General features: G+C 39.0%; 11 protein-coding genes and 5 tRNA genes. 2 read left to right on the top strand and 14 right to left on the bottom strand.

Features of this window, described 5'->3' with window-relative positions:
- Positions 1 to 80: 80 nt before the first annotated feature.
- Together tnpC and E2I05_RS07025 are read left to right on the top strand one after the other, a co-directional pair.
- Positions 81 to 1,682 carry an IS66 family transposase gene (gene tnpC, locus E2I05_RS07030; RefSeq protein ID WP_121852094.1) on the top strand — a complete coding sequence of 534 codons (1,602 nt, stop codon included), beginning with the start codon at positions 81 to 83 and terminating at the stop codon, positions 1,680 to 1,682.
- Between the two features lie 175 nt (positions 1,683 to 1,857).
- Positions 1,858 to 2,091, top strand: coding sequence for a hypothetical protein (locus E2I05_RS07025; protein WP_121852095.1), 234 nt, complete (start codon positions 1,858 to 1,860; stop codon positions 2,089 to 2,091).
- Positions 2,092 to 2,099: 8 nt separating this feature from the next.
- Here the strand turns inward: E2I05_RS07025 and E2I05_RS07020 are convergent.
- The 14 genes from E2I05_RS07020 to uvrB form a co-directional block, all read right to left on the bottom strand.
- Positions 2,100 to 2,175: transfer RNA gene (locus E2I05_RS07020), tRNA-Lys, on the bottom strand.
- Between the two features lie 35 nt (positions 2,176 to 2,210).
- Positions 2,211 to 2,286 (bottom strand) — tRNA-Lys (locus tag E2I05_RS07015).
- 35 nt (positions 2,287 to 2,321) lie between these two features.
- A tRNA-Lys gene (locus tag E2I05_RS07010) sits at positions 2,322 to 2,397 on the bottom strand.
- A 35-nt stretch (positions 2,398 to 2,432) separates the two neighbouring features.
- A tRNA-Lys gene (locus tag E2I05_RS07005) sits at positions 2,433 to 2,508 on the bottom strand.
- A 35-nt stretch (positions 2,509 to 2,543) separates the two neighbouring features.
- Positions 2,544 to 2,619, bottom strand: a tRNA-Lys gene (locus E2I05_RS07000).
- 132 nt (positions 2,620 to 2,751) lie between these two features.
- Positions 2,752 to 3,489, bottom strand: coding sequence for a tol-pal system protein YbgF (ybgF, locus tag E2I05_RS06995; protein ID WP_121852096.1), 738 nt, complete (start codon positions 3,487 to 3,489; stop codon positions 2,752 to 2,754).
- Between the two features lie 54 nt (positions 3,490 to 3,543).
- Entirely contained in the window at positions 3,544 to 4,083 is a 540-nt protein-coding gene (pal, locus tag E2I05_RS06990) for a peptidoglycan-associated lipoprotein Pal (RefSeq protein ID WP_121852097.1), read from the bottom strand.
- Between the two features lie 18 nt (positions 4,084 to 4,101).
- Complete coding sequence (tolB, locus tag E2I05_RS06985; RefSeq protein WP_121852098.1) at positions 4,102 to 5,436, bottom strand: Tol-Pal system beta propeller repeat protein TolB; 1,335 nt, start codon at positions 5,434 to 5,436, stop codon at positions 4,102 to 4,104.
- Positions 5,437 to 5,444: 8 nt separating this feature from the next.
- Positions 5,445 to 6,380 carry a cell envelope integrity protein TolA gene (tolA, locus tag E2I05_RS06980; RefSeq protein ID WP_121852099.1) on the bottom strand — a complete coding sequence of 312 codons (936 nt, stop codon included), beginning with the start codon at positions 6,378 to 6,380 and terminating at the stop codon, positions 5,445 to 5,447.
- Entirely contained in the window at positions 6,381 to 6,818 is a 438-nt protein-coding gene (gene tolR, locus E2I05_RS06975) for a protein TolR (RefSeq protein ID WP_165905425.1), read from the bottom strand.
- Positions 6,815 to 7,504 (bottom strand): protein TolQ, encoded by a 690-nt coding sequence (tolQ, locus tag E2I05_RS06970; RefSeq protein ID WP_121852101.1) that lies wholly within the window; start codon positions 7,502 to 7,504, stop codon positions 6,815 to 6,817. Before tolQ ends, tolR begins: the two co-directional genes overlap by 4 nt.
- Positions 7,494 to 7,892 carry a tol-pal system-associated acyl-CoA thioesterase gene (gene ybgC / locus E2I05_RS06965; RefSeq protein WP_121852102.1) on the bottom strand — a complete coding sequence of 133 codons (399 nt, stop codon included), beginning with the start codon at positions 7,890 to 7,892 and terminating at the stop codon, positions 7,494 to 7,496. Before ybgC ends, tolQ begins: the two co-directional genes overlap by 11 nt.
- A 584-nt stretch (positions 7,893 to 8,476) precedes the next feature.
- Positions 8,477 to 10,930 carry an ankyrin repeat domain-containing protein gene (locus tag E2I05_RS06960; RefSeq protein WP_121852103.1) on the bottom strand — a complete coding sequence of 818 codons (2,454 nt, stop codon included), beginning with the start codon at positions 10,928 to 10,930 and terminating at the stop codon, positions 8,477 to 8,479.
- Between the two features lie 750 nt (positions 10,931 to 11,680).
- A complete protein-coding gene (uvrB, locus tag E2I05_RS06955) occupies positions 11,681 to 13,681 on the bottom strand; it encodes an excinuclease ABC subunit UvrB (RefSeq protein ID WP_121852104.1) in 2,001 nt (666 codons plus the stop codon).
- Between the last annotated feature and the right edge of the window lie 246 nt (positions 13,682 to 13,927).

Below are 13,927 nucleotides of genomic sequence, written 5' to 3'. Positions count from 1 at the left end.
ATCGCTAAAGCGAATGTTGATTTCATTAATGAGATCATTGTTATCACCTATTAACACTCGTTTTTTGGTAAAATAATGCCATGACCAAAAGTATCCAATCTTTACTCGACGACAACGCCTTACTTCAACAATTACTGTTGAAGCAACAGGCTTTGCTTGAGAGTAAAGACAGTGAACTTGAAGCCAAAGACAGTAAGATTTTGGAGCTAAACCAATCGTATCAAACCTTATTGGAGCAATTTCGTTTAGCTCAGCATCATCGCTTTGGTCGAAGCAGTGAAGTTTGTGAGGCTCAAGGTGAGTTGTTTAATGAAGCTGAAACTCTGGTTGAAGACGATATTTTAGAAGTTGATACCACACCTGAGCCAGAAGCCACTCCGCCAAAGACAAAAGAAAAGCCTAAACGCAAGCCATTACCTAAACATTTACCACGTGTTCAAGTGATCCATGACATTGATAAAGCAGACAAACAGTGTGGCTGCTGCGGACATCAGCTTCAACAAATGGGCAAGGATGTCAGTGAAAAACTGGAGTTTATCCCTGCCAAAGTTAAAGTCATAGAAAATGTTCGCTTAAAGTACAGCTGCCAGCATTGTGAGAAACACGATACTAAACCCAATATCAAGCAAGCATCTGTGCCGAGCAGCCCAATACCAAAAGGTTACGCTACGCCGAGTTTGCTCAGTCAAATTATCACCAGTAAATATCAGTACGCCTTACCGCTTTATCGACAAGAAACCATGTTCAAACAACACGGTATTGAAATCAGTCGGCGAACCATGTCGGACTGGATGATGAAATGCGGTGCGTTATTTAAACCCTTGCATCAACGGTTGAGAGAAATACAGCTTTCACAACCCGTGATTCAGGCAGATGAAACTACAGTAAAAGTCATCAATGATGAACGAGCGAAATCGTATATTTGGGTGTATTGCTCAGGTGCTGATTCACCAGCATCGAGTAATATGGCATTTAAAGGCGTTTCCATCATGCGTAATATCGTGCTGTTTGATTATCAAAATGGCAGTCGCTCCGGTGCTTGTCCATTGATGTTCTTGGGGGATTTTAATGGTTACCTGCAAACTGACGGCTATGCGGCTTATCAAAAGGTTAACGCTGAGCTTATCGGTTGCTGGGCGCATGCAAGAAGAAAATTTGTAGAAGCTCAGACAGCACAAGGGAAAACCAAAGTTGGCAAGGTCAATGTCGCCATCAGCTTCATTCAAAAACTGTATGCAATTGAAAAAGCCATTACTGAGTTATCTGTTGATGAAAAAATGAAACAAAGACAGGTTAAATCTGAACCTATCTTGGCAGATTTTAAAGCCTGGCTGGATAAGTCTGCACTACAGATATCAAGTAAAGGCAAACTAGGTGATGCAATTAATTACAGCTTAAATCAGTGGAGTAAATTAAAACGCTACACAGAAAGCGGCCTGCTGAATATCGATAATAATCGTGCAGAGCGAGCAGTGAAACCGTTCGTCATCGGCAGAAAAAATTGGTTGTTCAACATCAATCATAAAGGCGCTGAAACCAGTGCAATGCTCTACAGCATAATCGAAACTGCAAGAGCTAACGGTCTAATTCCTTTTGATTACATCAATCATTGCTTAGAAGAACTCGCAAAATCACCGACCGAGCTTGAAAGCTTGCTGCCATGGAATGTTAAGCTGGGCTAGATGTAGTTCAGCGGACGTTCACAAAACAAATGGAACTTCATTCTATATAAAATACAAATTTCAACTATTTGAAAATAAATAGGAATTTTAATAAATCGTAAGTAATTGATATTTGAAGTTGGTTATTAACCTGTTGAAATTTTAATGTTTTTATTTGATTTAAAAGGTGCGGAATGTGGGTAAAAAGCCTTCATCAACTCAAGCCCTAGAATGTCAAGAAGATATAAGTGCACTTTCAAAAACAGAATTATTGCAACTTTTTGGTGAGGATTCCACTGCGTTAGGTATAGAGGCTGACGAATTAGATAATACATTTGAAGGCGACGAAAGCACACAAAGAGTAATCAATTTTGAGAGGGTGGCTACGGTACACGAAGAATTTGATTTCCTTGAAACTTCATGGCCATAGAATAAAAATGGTGGGTCGTGAAGGATTCGAACCTTCGACCAATTGGTTAAAAGCCAACTGCTCTACCAACTGAGCTAACGACCCATCTTAAAGTTTTACTTCCTGTGTGGTTCAAGAAGTGGTGGGTCGTGAAGGATTCGAACCTTCGACCAATTGGTTAAAAGCCAACTGCTCTACCAACTGAGCTAACGACCCATCTTGGAGTTTTACTTCCTGTGTGGTTCAAGAAGTGGTGGGTCGTGAAGGATTCGAACCTTCGACCAATTGGTTAAAAGCCAACTGCTCTACCGACTGAGCTAACGACCCATCTTGGAGTTTTACTTCCTGTGTGGTTCAAGAAGTGGTGGGTCGTGAAGGATTCGAACCTTCGACCAATTGGTTAAAAGCCAACTGCTCTACCGACTGAGCTAACGACCCATCTTGGAGTTTTACTTCCTGTGTGGTTCAAGAAGTGGTGGGTCGTGAAGGATTCGAACCTTCGACCAATTGGTTAAAAGCCAACTGCTCTACCGACTGAGCTAACGACCCACTCTATCTCAACTCGACCATGCCGTGCTGAGGGCGCCTATAATACCGTTTTCAGTTTGTCATGCAAGTGCAATATCAGGTTTTTTTATCGTTTGCATGAAAAACAGTCTAAGCGCATATTTTTTACAATAATTACTCTTTCAATCTAGCGATATTAGACTTCGCAACCCTCGCTGCGGCGCTGTTTTGATATTCATTAACCACTCTTTGATAATATCGTTTCGCTAATTTCTTATCATTTTGCTGTTCAGCAATTTTTCCAAGTTTGATCATACTGTCACTACTTTTCCCTGATTCAGGAAATTTATTAATAACAGTTTGAAATGCAGCCTTAGCTTTACTTAAATCACCTTTATTAAATAAAAGCTGGGCTAACCAATAATTAGCATTAGCAGAATAGGATGATTTTGGGTATTGCCCAATAAACTCCTGAAAAGCAGGAATTGCTTCTTCATACTTACGCTCTTTCAGCACCATATTCACAGCACGCTGGTAACTATCCGTTTCTGATAGACTTCCAGTTGGTGTTGTAACCGAAACGTTACTTTCTTTTGTTGTAACCACAGGTGTCGATTGTTGCGTTTGTAACTTTGCTATCTCATCATAGAGCTGTCGCTGGCGTTGCAATATTTGTTCTAGTTGGTAAGCCTGTTGTTCGTTCAAACCACGTAAATCTAAAACTTCTCTCTGCAACGCACTGACTCGTTGTTGCATTTCAAACTCAGTTTGCTGCCTGGCTTTAATAATACGCTCTAGACGTGAGACACGATCATTTTTTGTTCCACCAGCAATATCCTCAACAGGCGAAGGCGCAGCATGAGCTGCGCCTATACCAAGGAAAATTGCCGCAATTGTTACGGCTCTCTTCATTGTGTTACTCCGTTAACCGGCAAGTTAATATAAACCGATTTTAATAAACCGTTATTAGTAAACCATCACTGCACGACGGTTCTTAGCAAAACCAGCTTCTGTGCGTGAAAAATCTTGTGGTTTTTCTTCACCATAACTCACTACACTCATTTGGCTAGGCTGAACGCCCATTCCTTGAAGATATTTCATTACTGCTTTGGCACGGCGCTCACCTAATGCGATGTTATATTCTGGCGTACCACGTTCGTCAGTATGGCCTTCAATAAGCACTTTAACATTTGGATGTTCTAATAAATAATTTCCGTGCGCTTGAAGTACTTGTGCAAAATCATATTGAACATCACTGCGATCAAAATCGAAGTAAATAATGTTTTCACGACGTAATTCAGCTTCTTGCTGTGCTTGTCTTTCTTCTGGAGTCAGAATTGCATTCGCGCTACCTGTTTCAACACCACCATTGAACTCTGTGCCGCTATTTGTACCATTAGCGCCAGCTTCGCGAGATGATTCTGAGTCAGAGGTTGTGCTACATGCCCCGAGTGCCAACATTGGGATTGCAACTAACATAGCTTTAAACAACTTATTCAGATCCATTATCTGTTCCTTATCTTTTTAGTACTGTAAAAATGGCGACCAAGATGGTGATTTCACTTCACCTTGACCGACTGGTAATCTTGCTTTGAAGCGTCCATCCATCGAAACGGCTGATAACACTTGTTTTCCTCGATATACTGTACCATAAATCACCATTGTGCCGTTAGGCGCAATACTTGGTGACTCATCTAAACTGGTAGACGTTAAAATTTGCATAAAACGAGTTGATAAATCCATACGAGCAATATGGAATTTTCCATTCGTACGGTTTACAAACACCATTGATTTACCGTCAGGAGTAATAGACCCGCCTAAGTTCCATTCTCCTTCAAATGTCATACGACGAATTTTACCAGATGCCAAATCAACCTTGTAAATCTGTGGTCTACCACCGCGTTCTGAGGTGAAAATAAGCGATTTCCCATCTGGAAACCAAGCGGCTTCGGTATCGATTGCGTAATGGTTCGTCACTCGATGCAAACGTTTCGTCGCAATATCAAGCGTATACAATTCTGGTTGACCATCTTTTGAAAGGGTTAAGGCTAATTTTTTTCCGTCCGGAGAAAAAACTGGTGCGCCATTAATACCGGGAGTACTGCTTACTTTAATTCGTGCTTGAGTAAAAATGTCTTGAATGAACACTTCCGCTTTTCTATTTTCGAAACTCACATACGCCAGTTTACGACCGTTTGGAGACCAAACAGGCGACATTAATGGTTCTTTTGAACGTAAGAGCATGTTTTCATTGTAACCATCATAATCAGAAATCATTAACTGAAACGGCGAAGCTTGATTGTGATCAACAACGACATAAGCAATGCGAGTTAAAAATGCGCCTCGAATACCCGTTAACTTTTCATAAACTCGATTACTGATCATATGAGCATATGAGCGAAATTGAGATTCTGAAATCAACACTTCACTTTTATCTAATACTAAATCCTTCGGATCCAATAGCCCATTAGTTTGAGGAAGTTGAGATTTTATTAAATCAATGAGTTCGAAATTAACTTGATATTGACCATTACCATAAGGCTTTACTCTACCTACAAGCAGGGCTTCAACTTCTGTATTGGCCCAATCAGCACTCCTAAAATCTTTCGCCGTAAAAATCCCCTGCTGAGGAAGTGCACGAACATCTATAGGACTAAAGGTTCCACTGCGCGTTAAATCCGACATCACAACATCTGCAAGTTGCTGTGGCGCTTCTCCTATTCCATCCCATACAAACGGCGCAACAGCGATAGGTCTTGCAGCATCAACACCTTCAGTAATAACAATATCTAGCGCTGCTTTAACCGGGCTGACAATAAAGATGACGAATAACAGCAGCCACTTCCCAATGATTTTCATAATATTCCTCAATTAAACTCTGGCGATACTTCTAAATTAATATCTTTCATTTGGTTGTAAACATGAGCGTCGGCTGAAACAGGTAAACGGCCAGCCTTGGTAATTGCCGTTTTTGATGCACGGCAAACAACAGGATCACCACTAACGGTTTTAGTTGAGATGACAAACCCGTCTTTAGCTAACCGAATATTTACTTTGCATGTTTTCCCTTTCATTGAAGGGTCTACAACCAAGTTACGTTTAATCGTTTGAGTGATCAGAGCCTTATATTTCTGTACTTCACTCAAAACTTGACGATTACGCGTTTTTTCAAGCACCGACTGCTCTGCAGCTAAGGCTTCAGCCAACTCCTTTTCTTGTCGAGCTTTTTCAGCAGCATCAGCTTTTCGCTTACGTTCGGCTTCTGCTTTACGTTTACGTTCTTGCTCGGCTTTTTTCGCTGCGGCCTCCTCTTGGCGTCGTTTTTCTTTAGCTCGTTGCGCTGCTTTCTCAGCTGAACGCTGCTCTTTTTCTTTCTGCTTACGAATTCGCTCAGCCTTGGCGGCTTTTTCCTTCTCTTTTTGCTGCTTTATTTGGTGGGCTTTCGCAGCTGCAGCGGCTTTATCTGCTTCATTTTGCTTACGCTTTCGTTCTCTCTCAAGGTTTTTAATCTTATCTTGTTCTTTTTTGCGTGCTTTACGCGCATCTTCGAGTTTGCGTTCAAGCTCTCGTTGCCTATCGATCTCTTTCTGTTTAGCGTTTTCTTTTTGTTTACGAATTTTTTCTACTTGCGCAGCAACCAATTTTTGATCAACCACAATAGCTTTCACAATCGGAGCATTCGATTGAGGTAAGGCTTTAGGTTTTTCGTTGAAATCAACTCCGACAGCAAGCGCAGCTATCACTCCGACATGGACAACTAGTGAGATGACAATAGATAGTGTTAACGTCGATTGCTTTACCACTTAATTAGCCTCCGGAGATTCTGTCATTAATCCAACGGAAGGTACACCAGCCGCCTGCAGTGTTGCCATTAACTGTATCACTCTGTCATATGGGATATTTTTATCACCTTTTATAACAACGGGGCGTTCAGGTTCTAACTCTATAATTGCAGCTACTTCGATGGTGATTTCTTCAAGTGTTTTAGGCGAACTCGCTGGCCCATCACCATCATTTAAAAAGTATTCACCTACTGCATCGATAGAGGCAACTAAAGGTGGTTTGCTGTCTGCTGGTAGAGCTTCAGCCTGTGCCGATGGTAAGTCGACTTTAACACCTTGAGATACAATCGGTGCCGTAACCATAAAAATGATCAAAAGCACCAACATAACATCAATGTAAGGCACCACGTTTATTTCTGCTACTGGGCGACGACGCTTACGTTGATATACTTGCATCAATCCGTCCCCTTTTTTGTGTAGGCTTGTCGATGCAAGATACTTGAAAATTCTTCCATAAAATTAACGTATGACATTTCTAACTTTTCAATTTTAGTCGTAAAGCGGTTGTAGGCAATGACCGCTGGAATTGCTGCAAATAGTCCCATAGCAGTAGCAATTAACGCTTCAGCAATACCAGGGGCAACCATTGCTAAGGTTGCATTTTCGACAGCACCTAAAGCAATAAATGAGTTCATAATCCCCCAAACTGTCCCAAATAGTCCAATATATGGGCTTGTCGAGCCGATGGTCGCTAACATTGGGATATTTGATTCTAATTCTTCGATTTCTCTTGATAGTGTTACTCTCATTGAGCGTGCAGTACCGTCCATTACAGCTTCAGGCATGCTTCCACTTAACTTTGTAAGACGGGAGTATTCTTTAAACCCTGTAACGAACAAACGGCCCATGCCGTCATTCGAATCACCACGTGCGGATAATTCTTGGAATAGTTTGTTTAAGTCTACGCCTGACCAAAACTTATCTTCGAACTTAATGGATTGGTTACGAGCGGTTTTCAATACTTTTTGTCGCTGAAGAATAACAGCCCATGAAATAATAGATAAGCCAAGCAGTGTTAACATCACTAACTTAACTAGTACACTTGCTTCGAGAAATAAGCTTAAAAAAGAAATATCAGCTTGCACGCATTAACTCCTGAATAATAATTTTAGGAACCGCTATCGGTTTCATTTTCGATAAGTTTACACAAGCTACAACGATAGTTGCTTCGCAATAAAGTTTACCATCGTCGTCTACTAGCGCTTGATGAAAAGTCATTGAGGCTCTTTTCATCTCCGTAATCTTAGACACCACTTTTAGGCATTGTTCAAAACGCGCTGCAATTTTAAAGTCAACTTCACAATGTTTTACAACAAAAGCAACATTTTCAGTCAACAAATTTGTTTGACTTATTCCAATATTTTTCATCCACTCTGTACGAGCGCGTTCAAAAAAATTTAAATAATTAGAGTGGTATACAACGCCACCAGCATCGGTATCTTCATAATAAACTGTTACAGGCCACGAAAACATGAACAAACCAAATTAATAGTTATAAAACAATAATCACTAACTATACCTCTAGAGGATAAAATTGTGAATAACTCTAATGAGATATTGCTACTTTATAGGTTGAGATTTCTCACAAGAAAAAAGCCAAATCGTCAGTGTAAAACCTGATTTTTAAGCAACCAGTTTTAACTTTTTTCAAGAAAGAATGTTAGACACTTTAGCAATACGCTCGCCGTCAATAAGCTTAATTTATCCTAATTTCAAAAAAGTGGTTTCCTAATTAAAAACAGATAACCATCCAAAACTAGCAACAAATTAAATAATAAAAATAAACAAAACACCTATCGCGACATACTAACGCATGCATTAGATATTCTAATCAACAGTTAAAAAAATCTTGTTTGTTAGTTTTCATGTTGGAGCATAAAATGAAGTTGTTTTCTGGAATAGCTTACTGAATGGCGAGCTAAAGAAGACAAGAACATTTTAACAGCTGTGAGTAGAATGGCTGTTTTCCCAGTTCTTTTGTATGACTTCCCTACCTTTAATTTGTTGATTGTTTGTGCTTATTTTGCAGCCCACTTTTTTAAGTGGGCTTTTTTTATCTAATGTGTCTTCCTCAACTCTCCAGCAATCTGATTATTTTTACAAAACGCAGCCAAGTTTGCAGGTGTTTGTCCTTGCCCATTCGGCTCAGAAGCTTTGTTAGTTTGAATCTTTAGTTGATTTAATTGATTACCTGTAAACTTTCGCCCAATTGCTTGATAGATTTCCAATCTGTTATGCCTACCAACATAATGAAGTATGTTATTTCCATCTCTATCTATAGGGTTATGTTTAACTTTTGAAAAAGTAAGTAACGCCTCTGATGCACCTAAATGTCCATTTTCTATCGCGATCATTAAGGGAGTTTGCTTCATCAGGTTAATTTCTGTTATCTGAGGTGCAAGCCTATCAAACCCTTTCAAATAATCAATTACCTCCGCATGCCCAAAGCGAGAAGCCAAAATTAACCCGTTTTCTACTTCTTTACTGGAAAAGTCGAGTTTGTTTTTAGGCGTATTTTTACAAAAACTTACAAGGACTTTGTGTCCATTCATGCATGCCAATGACACTGGCCTGCAGCCTCTGCCATCAACCGTTTGAATATTTGCACCTGCTTTCACCAATGCCCTAGCAGCTTCAACATTGCCGGTTGCTGCAGCTTCACACAGCAATACATTTATATAAATAGGGGCAATATGAGCTTTTATAAATTCTGCACCAGGAACATTTGTTGAAGTAACAGTTGATGGAAATTCGCCAAAACCATCACCATCATCATCATCATCGTTAAAAGCACTTGGAGCAACGTCATTTTGAACAACATTAGTCGCTAAGCAAGCTATCACTTCGCTATTGATGTTTAAACTATAGTTTTGATCTATAACCAAATCACTATTAATAAATAAGACAATTGCGGTAATTTTTGGATGATCACATAGCTTTGCAAAAAACATTCTATCTTCTCTCGAAGAAATTTTTTGGATCTTTTCGACCAAATTCTCAACCATATCAGTGTGTTCTTCCAGTTGTAGCTTACAACGCATAGCTTGACGAAAGGCGCTACTCATTACTGTTAGCGCACTTTCTGAAGATTGTAAAGATGCTGTTTGAATACCTCGATTTAATGAGTCAACATCATATATTTCAGCAAACTTTATTAATGCCTCTAGATCATCTGTTTGCTCGACGGCTTGTCTAGTTATGCTACGTACAACTTCAGGAGGTTGCTTGCACAAGTGATCGATTTCTTTAAGGTGGTCAATTGTCAATAACTTGTTGGTTTCTCCGATGTTATTGGCATTTTTAATGGCCACATAAAAATGGCCCACTCCATCATTTTTAATTTCACCTTTTCTTGTCTCTCTACCTCTAGCAACAGTTTCATGGGTCGGTAAAGAAACAAACTCATAACAACCTAGTTTAAGAACGGTTTGACATTTACTTGCAATAACCCTTCTTTGGGCTTGCTGATAATTTTGCTCTGCACTAAATTCTGTTGGCTCATTTATATATCCGGGGAAATCGGTTTCAAGTTCCGAAGTAGTAGGCATTCTAGAAATATGATCGACTAGCACAGCTGGCTCTGTTTCGTTTTGCGCCAACTCGACAAACTCTTTCAAAATTGCTTTGTTAAAGTTATGGCAGTATGCCATATCACCTTTCGAAATGAATTTTTGTTCAAAACCTAACTCAGTCGCAACTTGATTACACAAGTATTTGACATTTACTTCAATATTACCTGCGAATTCAGGGTGAGCTTTTACCACACTTCTTGCTATTTTTTCTACACATTCAGCTCTTGCGGTTTTAAAATGACTAAAGATTTTTGCTTCCGACAACTTTAGTGTTTCAACTGCCCGTTTGATATTGCAATCCAATGAGACTACTGTACAACCAATCTCAGTTGAATCTAGTTTACTCGGCTGCTCTGGCTTTAATTGTAATAAAGCGAGTTCCTTATCATGCTTTGATATACCAAAATCTTTGAGTAAACGTAGCAACTCTTTCATGTTGCTTTCTAATGAATCTAAGCGTTCATGTTGCTCTGGGGTTCCAAGAGTTGATTGCTCTACTTTGATCAACTCAGATGCTGCTGTAGATCTTCTATATGAGGATTGGGATGTACTTGACTGGCTGTAACCCCAGTCCTCACTTTCATCACCAAATTTAAATGACTGAGGCGTGACCAGCTTCTCAACCTCACTTTGCGTTATATCTCTTTTTTTATCTTTAATTCCTATTAAGTTTATCGTTGTGATATAAGCTATTTTCAATGCCTGAAATCTACTATCGATATCAAAATCATTTAACGAGTTATCCTCTTCAGATGCAAAGCTTGAAGCCTCAGTTTTTAATTCTGAAAAATTTGGAATATCAGATTCGTCAAATGTATCGAGTTGCATGAATCCTTCGGTATCAGCAACCTCTCGTGGAATTCTAGCTATGTGTTTATTGAAACCGTCTAATAGTGCCTGCGTTACACTAGTAAATGTACTTGTTTTTTCAAGAGCCATTATTACCTCTCATAAATAATTTTTTTACAAATATAAATGTTATTAGTCTTTATGTTCTTAAATTATTCGTCTCTATTTTTTTAGACTTTGATAAAAAACATTCACTCATCATTCGTAAATGTAAGTGAAAAATATAAATAATTTAGAAATACAATAAATTAATGATGAGGGTTTTCCATATATAATGGAAACACTATGAAGGTGATTTAATTTGACTTTAATCTGTGTTACATAAAAAGCATTTAATAATCAAAATATTCTTATTCTTTTAAGTAGCTTTCACAACACTGTGAGTAATTAATTTTTATCAGCGACAATATTTAACAAATATAATTTATTACAAACATAAAAAACAATTATTTAACGCTTGCAATACCAATTACAGTTATTGAATGCTCAACTCAGAGCTATGTATGTGCTCAAAGTGCAATCGAAATTGATGAAGACATAGTTGTTACCGGCATACAAAACTGTCGTTATTACATTGCTACGTCAAGACAATTTTGAGAAGTATTCTTTATAAACCAAAGTGAGCACATACAAGCTCCCAAAGGGTAAGGCTAAAGGGTTCCATTACTGCGTTACAAGCACTTGAATTATCCCGACAAAAGCACGAAGTGCGTTGAACGCCAGCTTTGTATGGCGGCCGTTAGGGTATATAGTACTTCGAGCTTGTGCCTTGCACTGAAACCCTTTAGCTCTAGCTGAGTGAGAGATTAATTACTGTAATTGGTATAATAATTTATTCGACTAGATACTCGTCATTAACGCTTTGAGCTTTGTTAATTGATTTCGCAATGCAGCCGCTTGTTCAAATTCTAGATTTTTAGCGTGTTCAAGCATTTTCTTTTCGGTTTGATCAATCTCTTGGCTAAGTGTTGCGATATTCCTCACCTGATATGTCTTTGGCTCTTCAGCTACTTGTATTGATTCGACCTCATTATCATTCCCAACATCCATAACATCTGTTATTCGTTTAGTGACACCTTTTGGAGTTATATCATTATCAAGATTAAATTGATGCTGTTTTGCTCGACGTCGCTCTGTTTCATCAATGGCGTTTTTCATTGATTTAGTGATTTTATCCGCATACAAAATCACTTTACCATTAATGTTCCGTGCCGCTCGTCCTATTGTTTGAATTAATGAACGCTCTGACCGTAAAAAACCTTCTTTGTCAGCATCGAGAATACAAACTAATGATACTTCAGGCATATCAAGCCCTTCTCGTAGTAAGTTAATTCCCACCAAAACATCAAATTTACCTAAACGCAAATCACGGATAACTTCAACACGTTCTACCGTATCAATATCTGAATGAAGATACCTAACGTTCACTCCGTGTTCATCGAGATACTCAGTAAGATCCTCTGACATTCGTTTTGTCAGCGTCGTAACCAACACGCGCTCATTAACCGCCACACGTTTAGGTATTTCAGAAAGCAAATCATCGACTTGTATTGCTACTGATCTTATCTCCACCTCAGGATCAAGCAAACCTGTTGGTCTTACAACTTGTTCAGCAATTTCTCCGCCACTTTTTTCAATTTCATAATCATTTGGAGTGGCTGATACATAAACCGTTTGCGGCATTAACGCCTCAAACTCTTCAAACTTTAGAGGCCGATTGTCCAATGCTGATGGTAATCGAAAGCCGTATTCAACCAAGGTTGTCTTTCGTGAACGATCCCCTTTATACATTGCACCAATTTGTGGAACTGTGACATGAGACTCATCAATAATTAATAAGCCATCGTCAGGTAAATAATCCAGCAGTGTTGGTGGTCCATCACCTTCTGAACGCCCAGATAGGTATCTAGAATAGTTTTCGATGCCTGAGCAGTAACCGAGCTCAGTCATCATTTCTAGGTCATACATAACCCGTTCACTGATGCGCTGCTCCTCCACCAATTTATTCAGTGAGAGTAATTGCTCTTTCCGCTCTTTTAACTCGACCTTTATTGCCTCTGTCGCTTCAAGAATTTTCTCACGAGGAGTGACATAATGTGTTTTAGGGTAAATTGTCGTGCGAACAAGCTTACGAACTTGCTTTCCTGTTAAGGGGTCGAACTCACTTAAATTCTCAATTTCATCATCGAAAAGCTCTAGTCTGATAGCATTTCTATCTGAATCAGCTGGGAAAATATCAACCACTTCGCCGCGAACTCGATACGTACCTCGCTGCAACTCTACATCGTTACGGGTATATTGCAGTTCACTCAACCTTTTGAGTACATCACGCTGTATCACAAAATCGCCCACTCGTAAATGTAACAGCATTTTTAAATAAGAATCAGGATCACCCAAGCCATATATTGCGGAGACAGATGCTACCAACACAACATCCTTTCGCTCTAGTAAAGCCTTTGTCGCTGATAGACGCATTTGCTCAATATGGGCATTAACCGAGGCATCTTTCTCTATGAAAGTGTTTGATGCTGGAACATAAGCTTCTGGCTGATAATAATCATAATAAGATACAAAATACTCTACCGAGTTATGAGGGAAAAACTCTTTCATTTCCCCATATAGCTGGGCTGCAAGCGTTTTATTAGGAGCCATAATAACAGTGGGACGACCAAGATCGGCGATCACATTCGCAACAGTGAATGTTTTACCAGAACCCGTAACACCAAGCAAAGTTTGGCAGGCTACACCTGACTCAATTCCATCTTTAAGTTTTTTAATTGCAGTCGGCTGATCACCAGCAGGTTTAAAATTAGATTCTAGCTGAAATATTGAGCTCGGCACTGGTCAAGTTCCTTATAATTGAGAAATTGATTTTATCAGTATCAGAGATAAGCTCCAGAGTTTTTCATAAGTTATTTTTTATTATGTAAAATAAACAACATGTTAATTATTTGTAACAATATACTTGTATTCTAAATTTAGAAATAAACGATCTAATTAGGTGACTTATGATAGTTACAACTTATACCAAGTTCGTACTGATTATCGCTCTATGTTCTTTTAGCGCATTAGCTTTAGCAATGGAAA

Source organism: Parashewanella spongiae, from assembly GCF_004358345.1.
Classification (GTDB): Bacteria; Pseudomonadota; Gammaproteobacteria; order Enterobacterales; family Shewanellaceae; genus Parashewanella; species Parashewanella spongiae.
The sequence above is the reverse complement of the archived record's forward strand: the minus strand, read 5'-3'. Positions and strand labels throughout refer to the sequence as shown.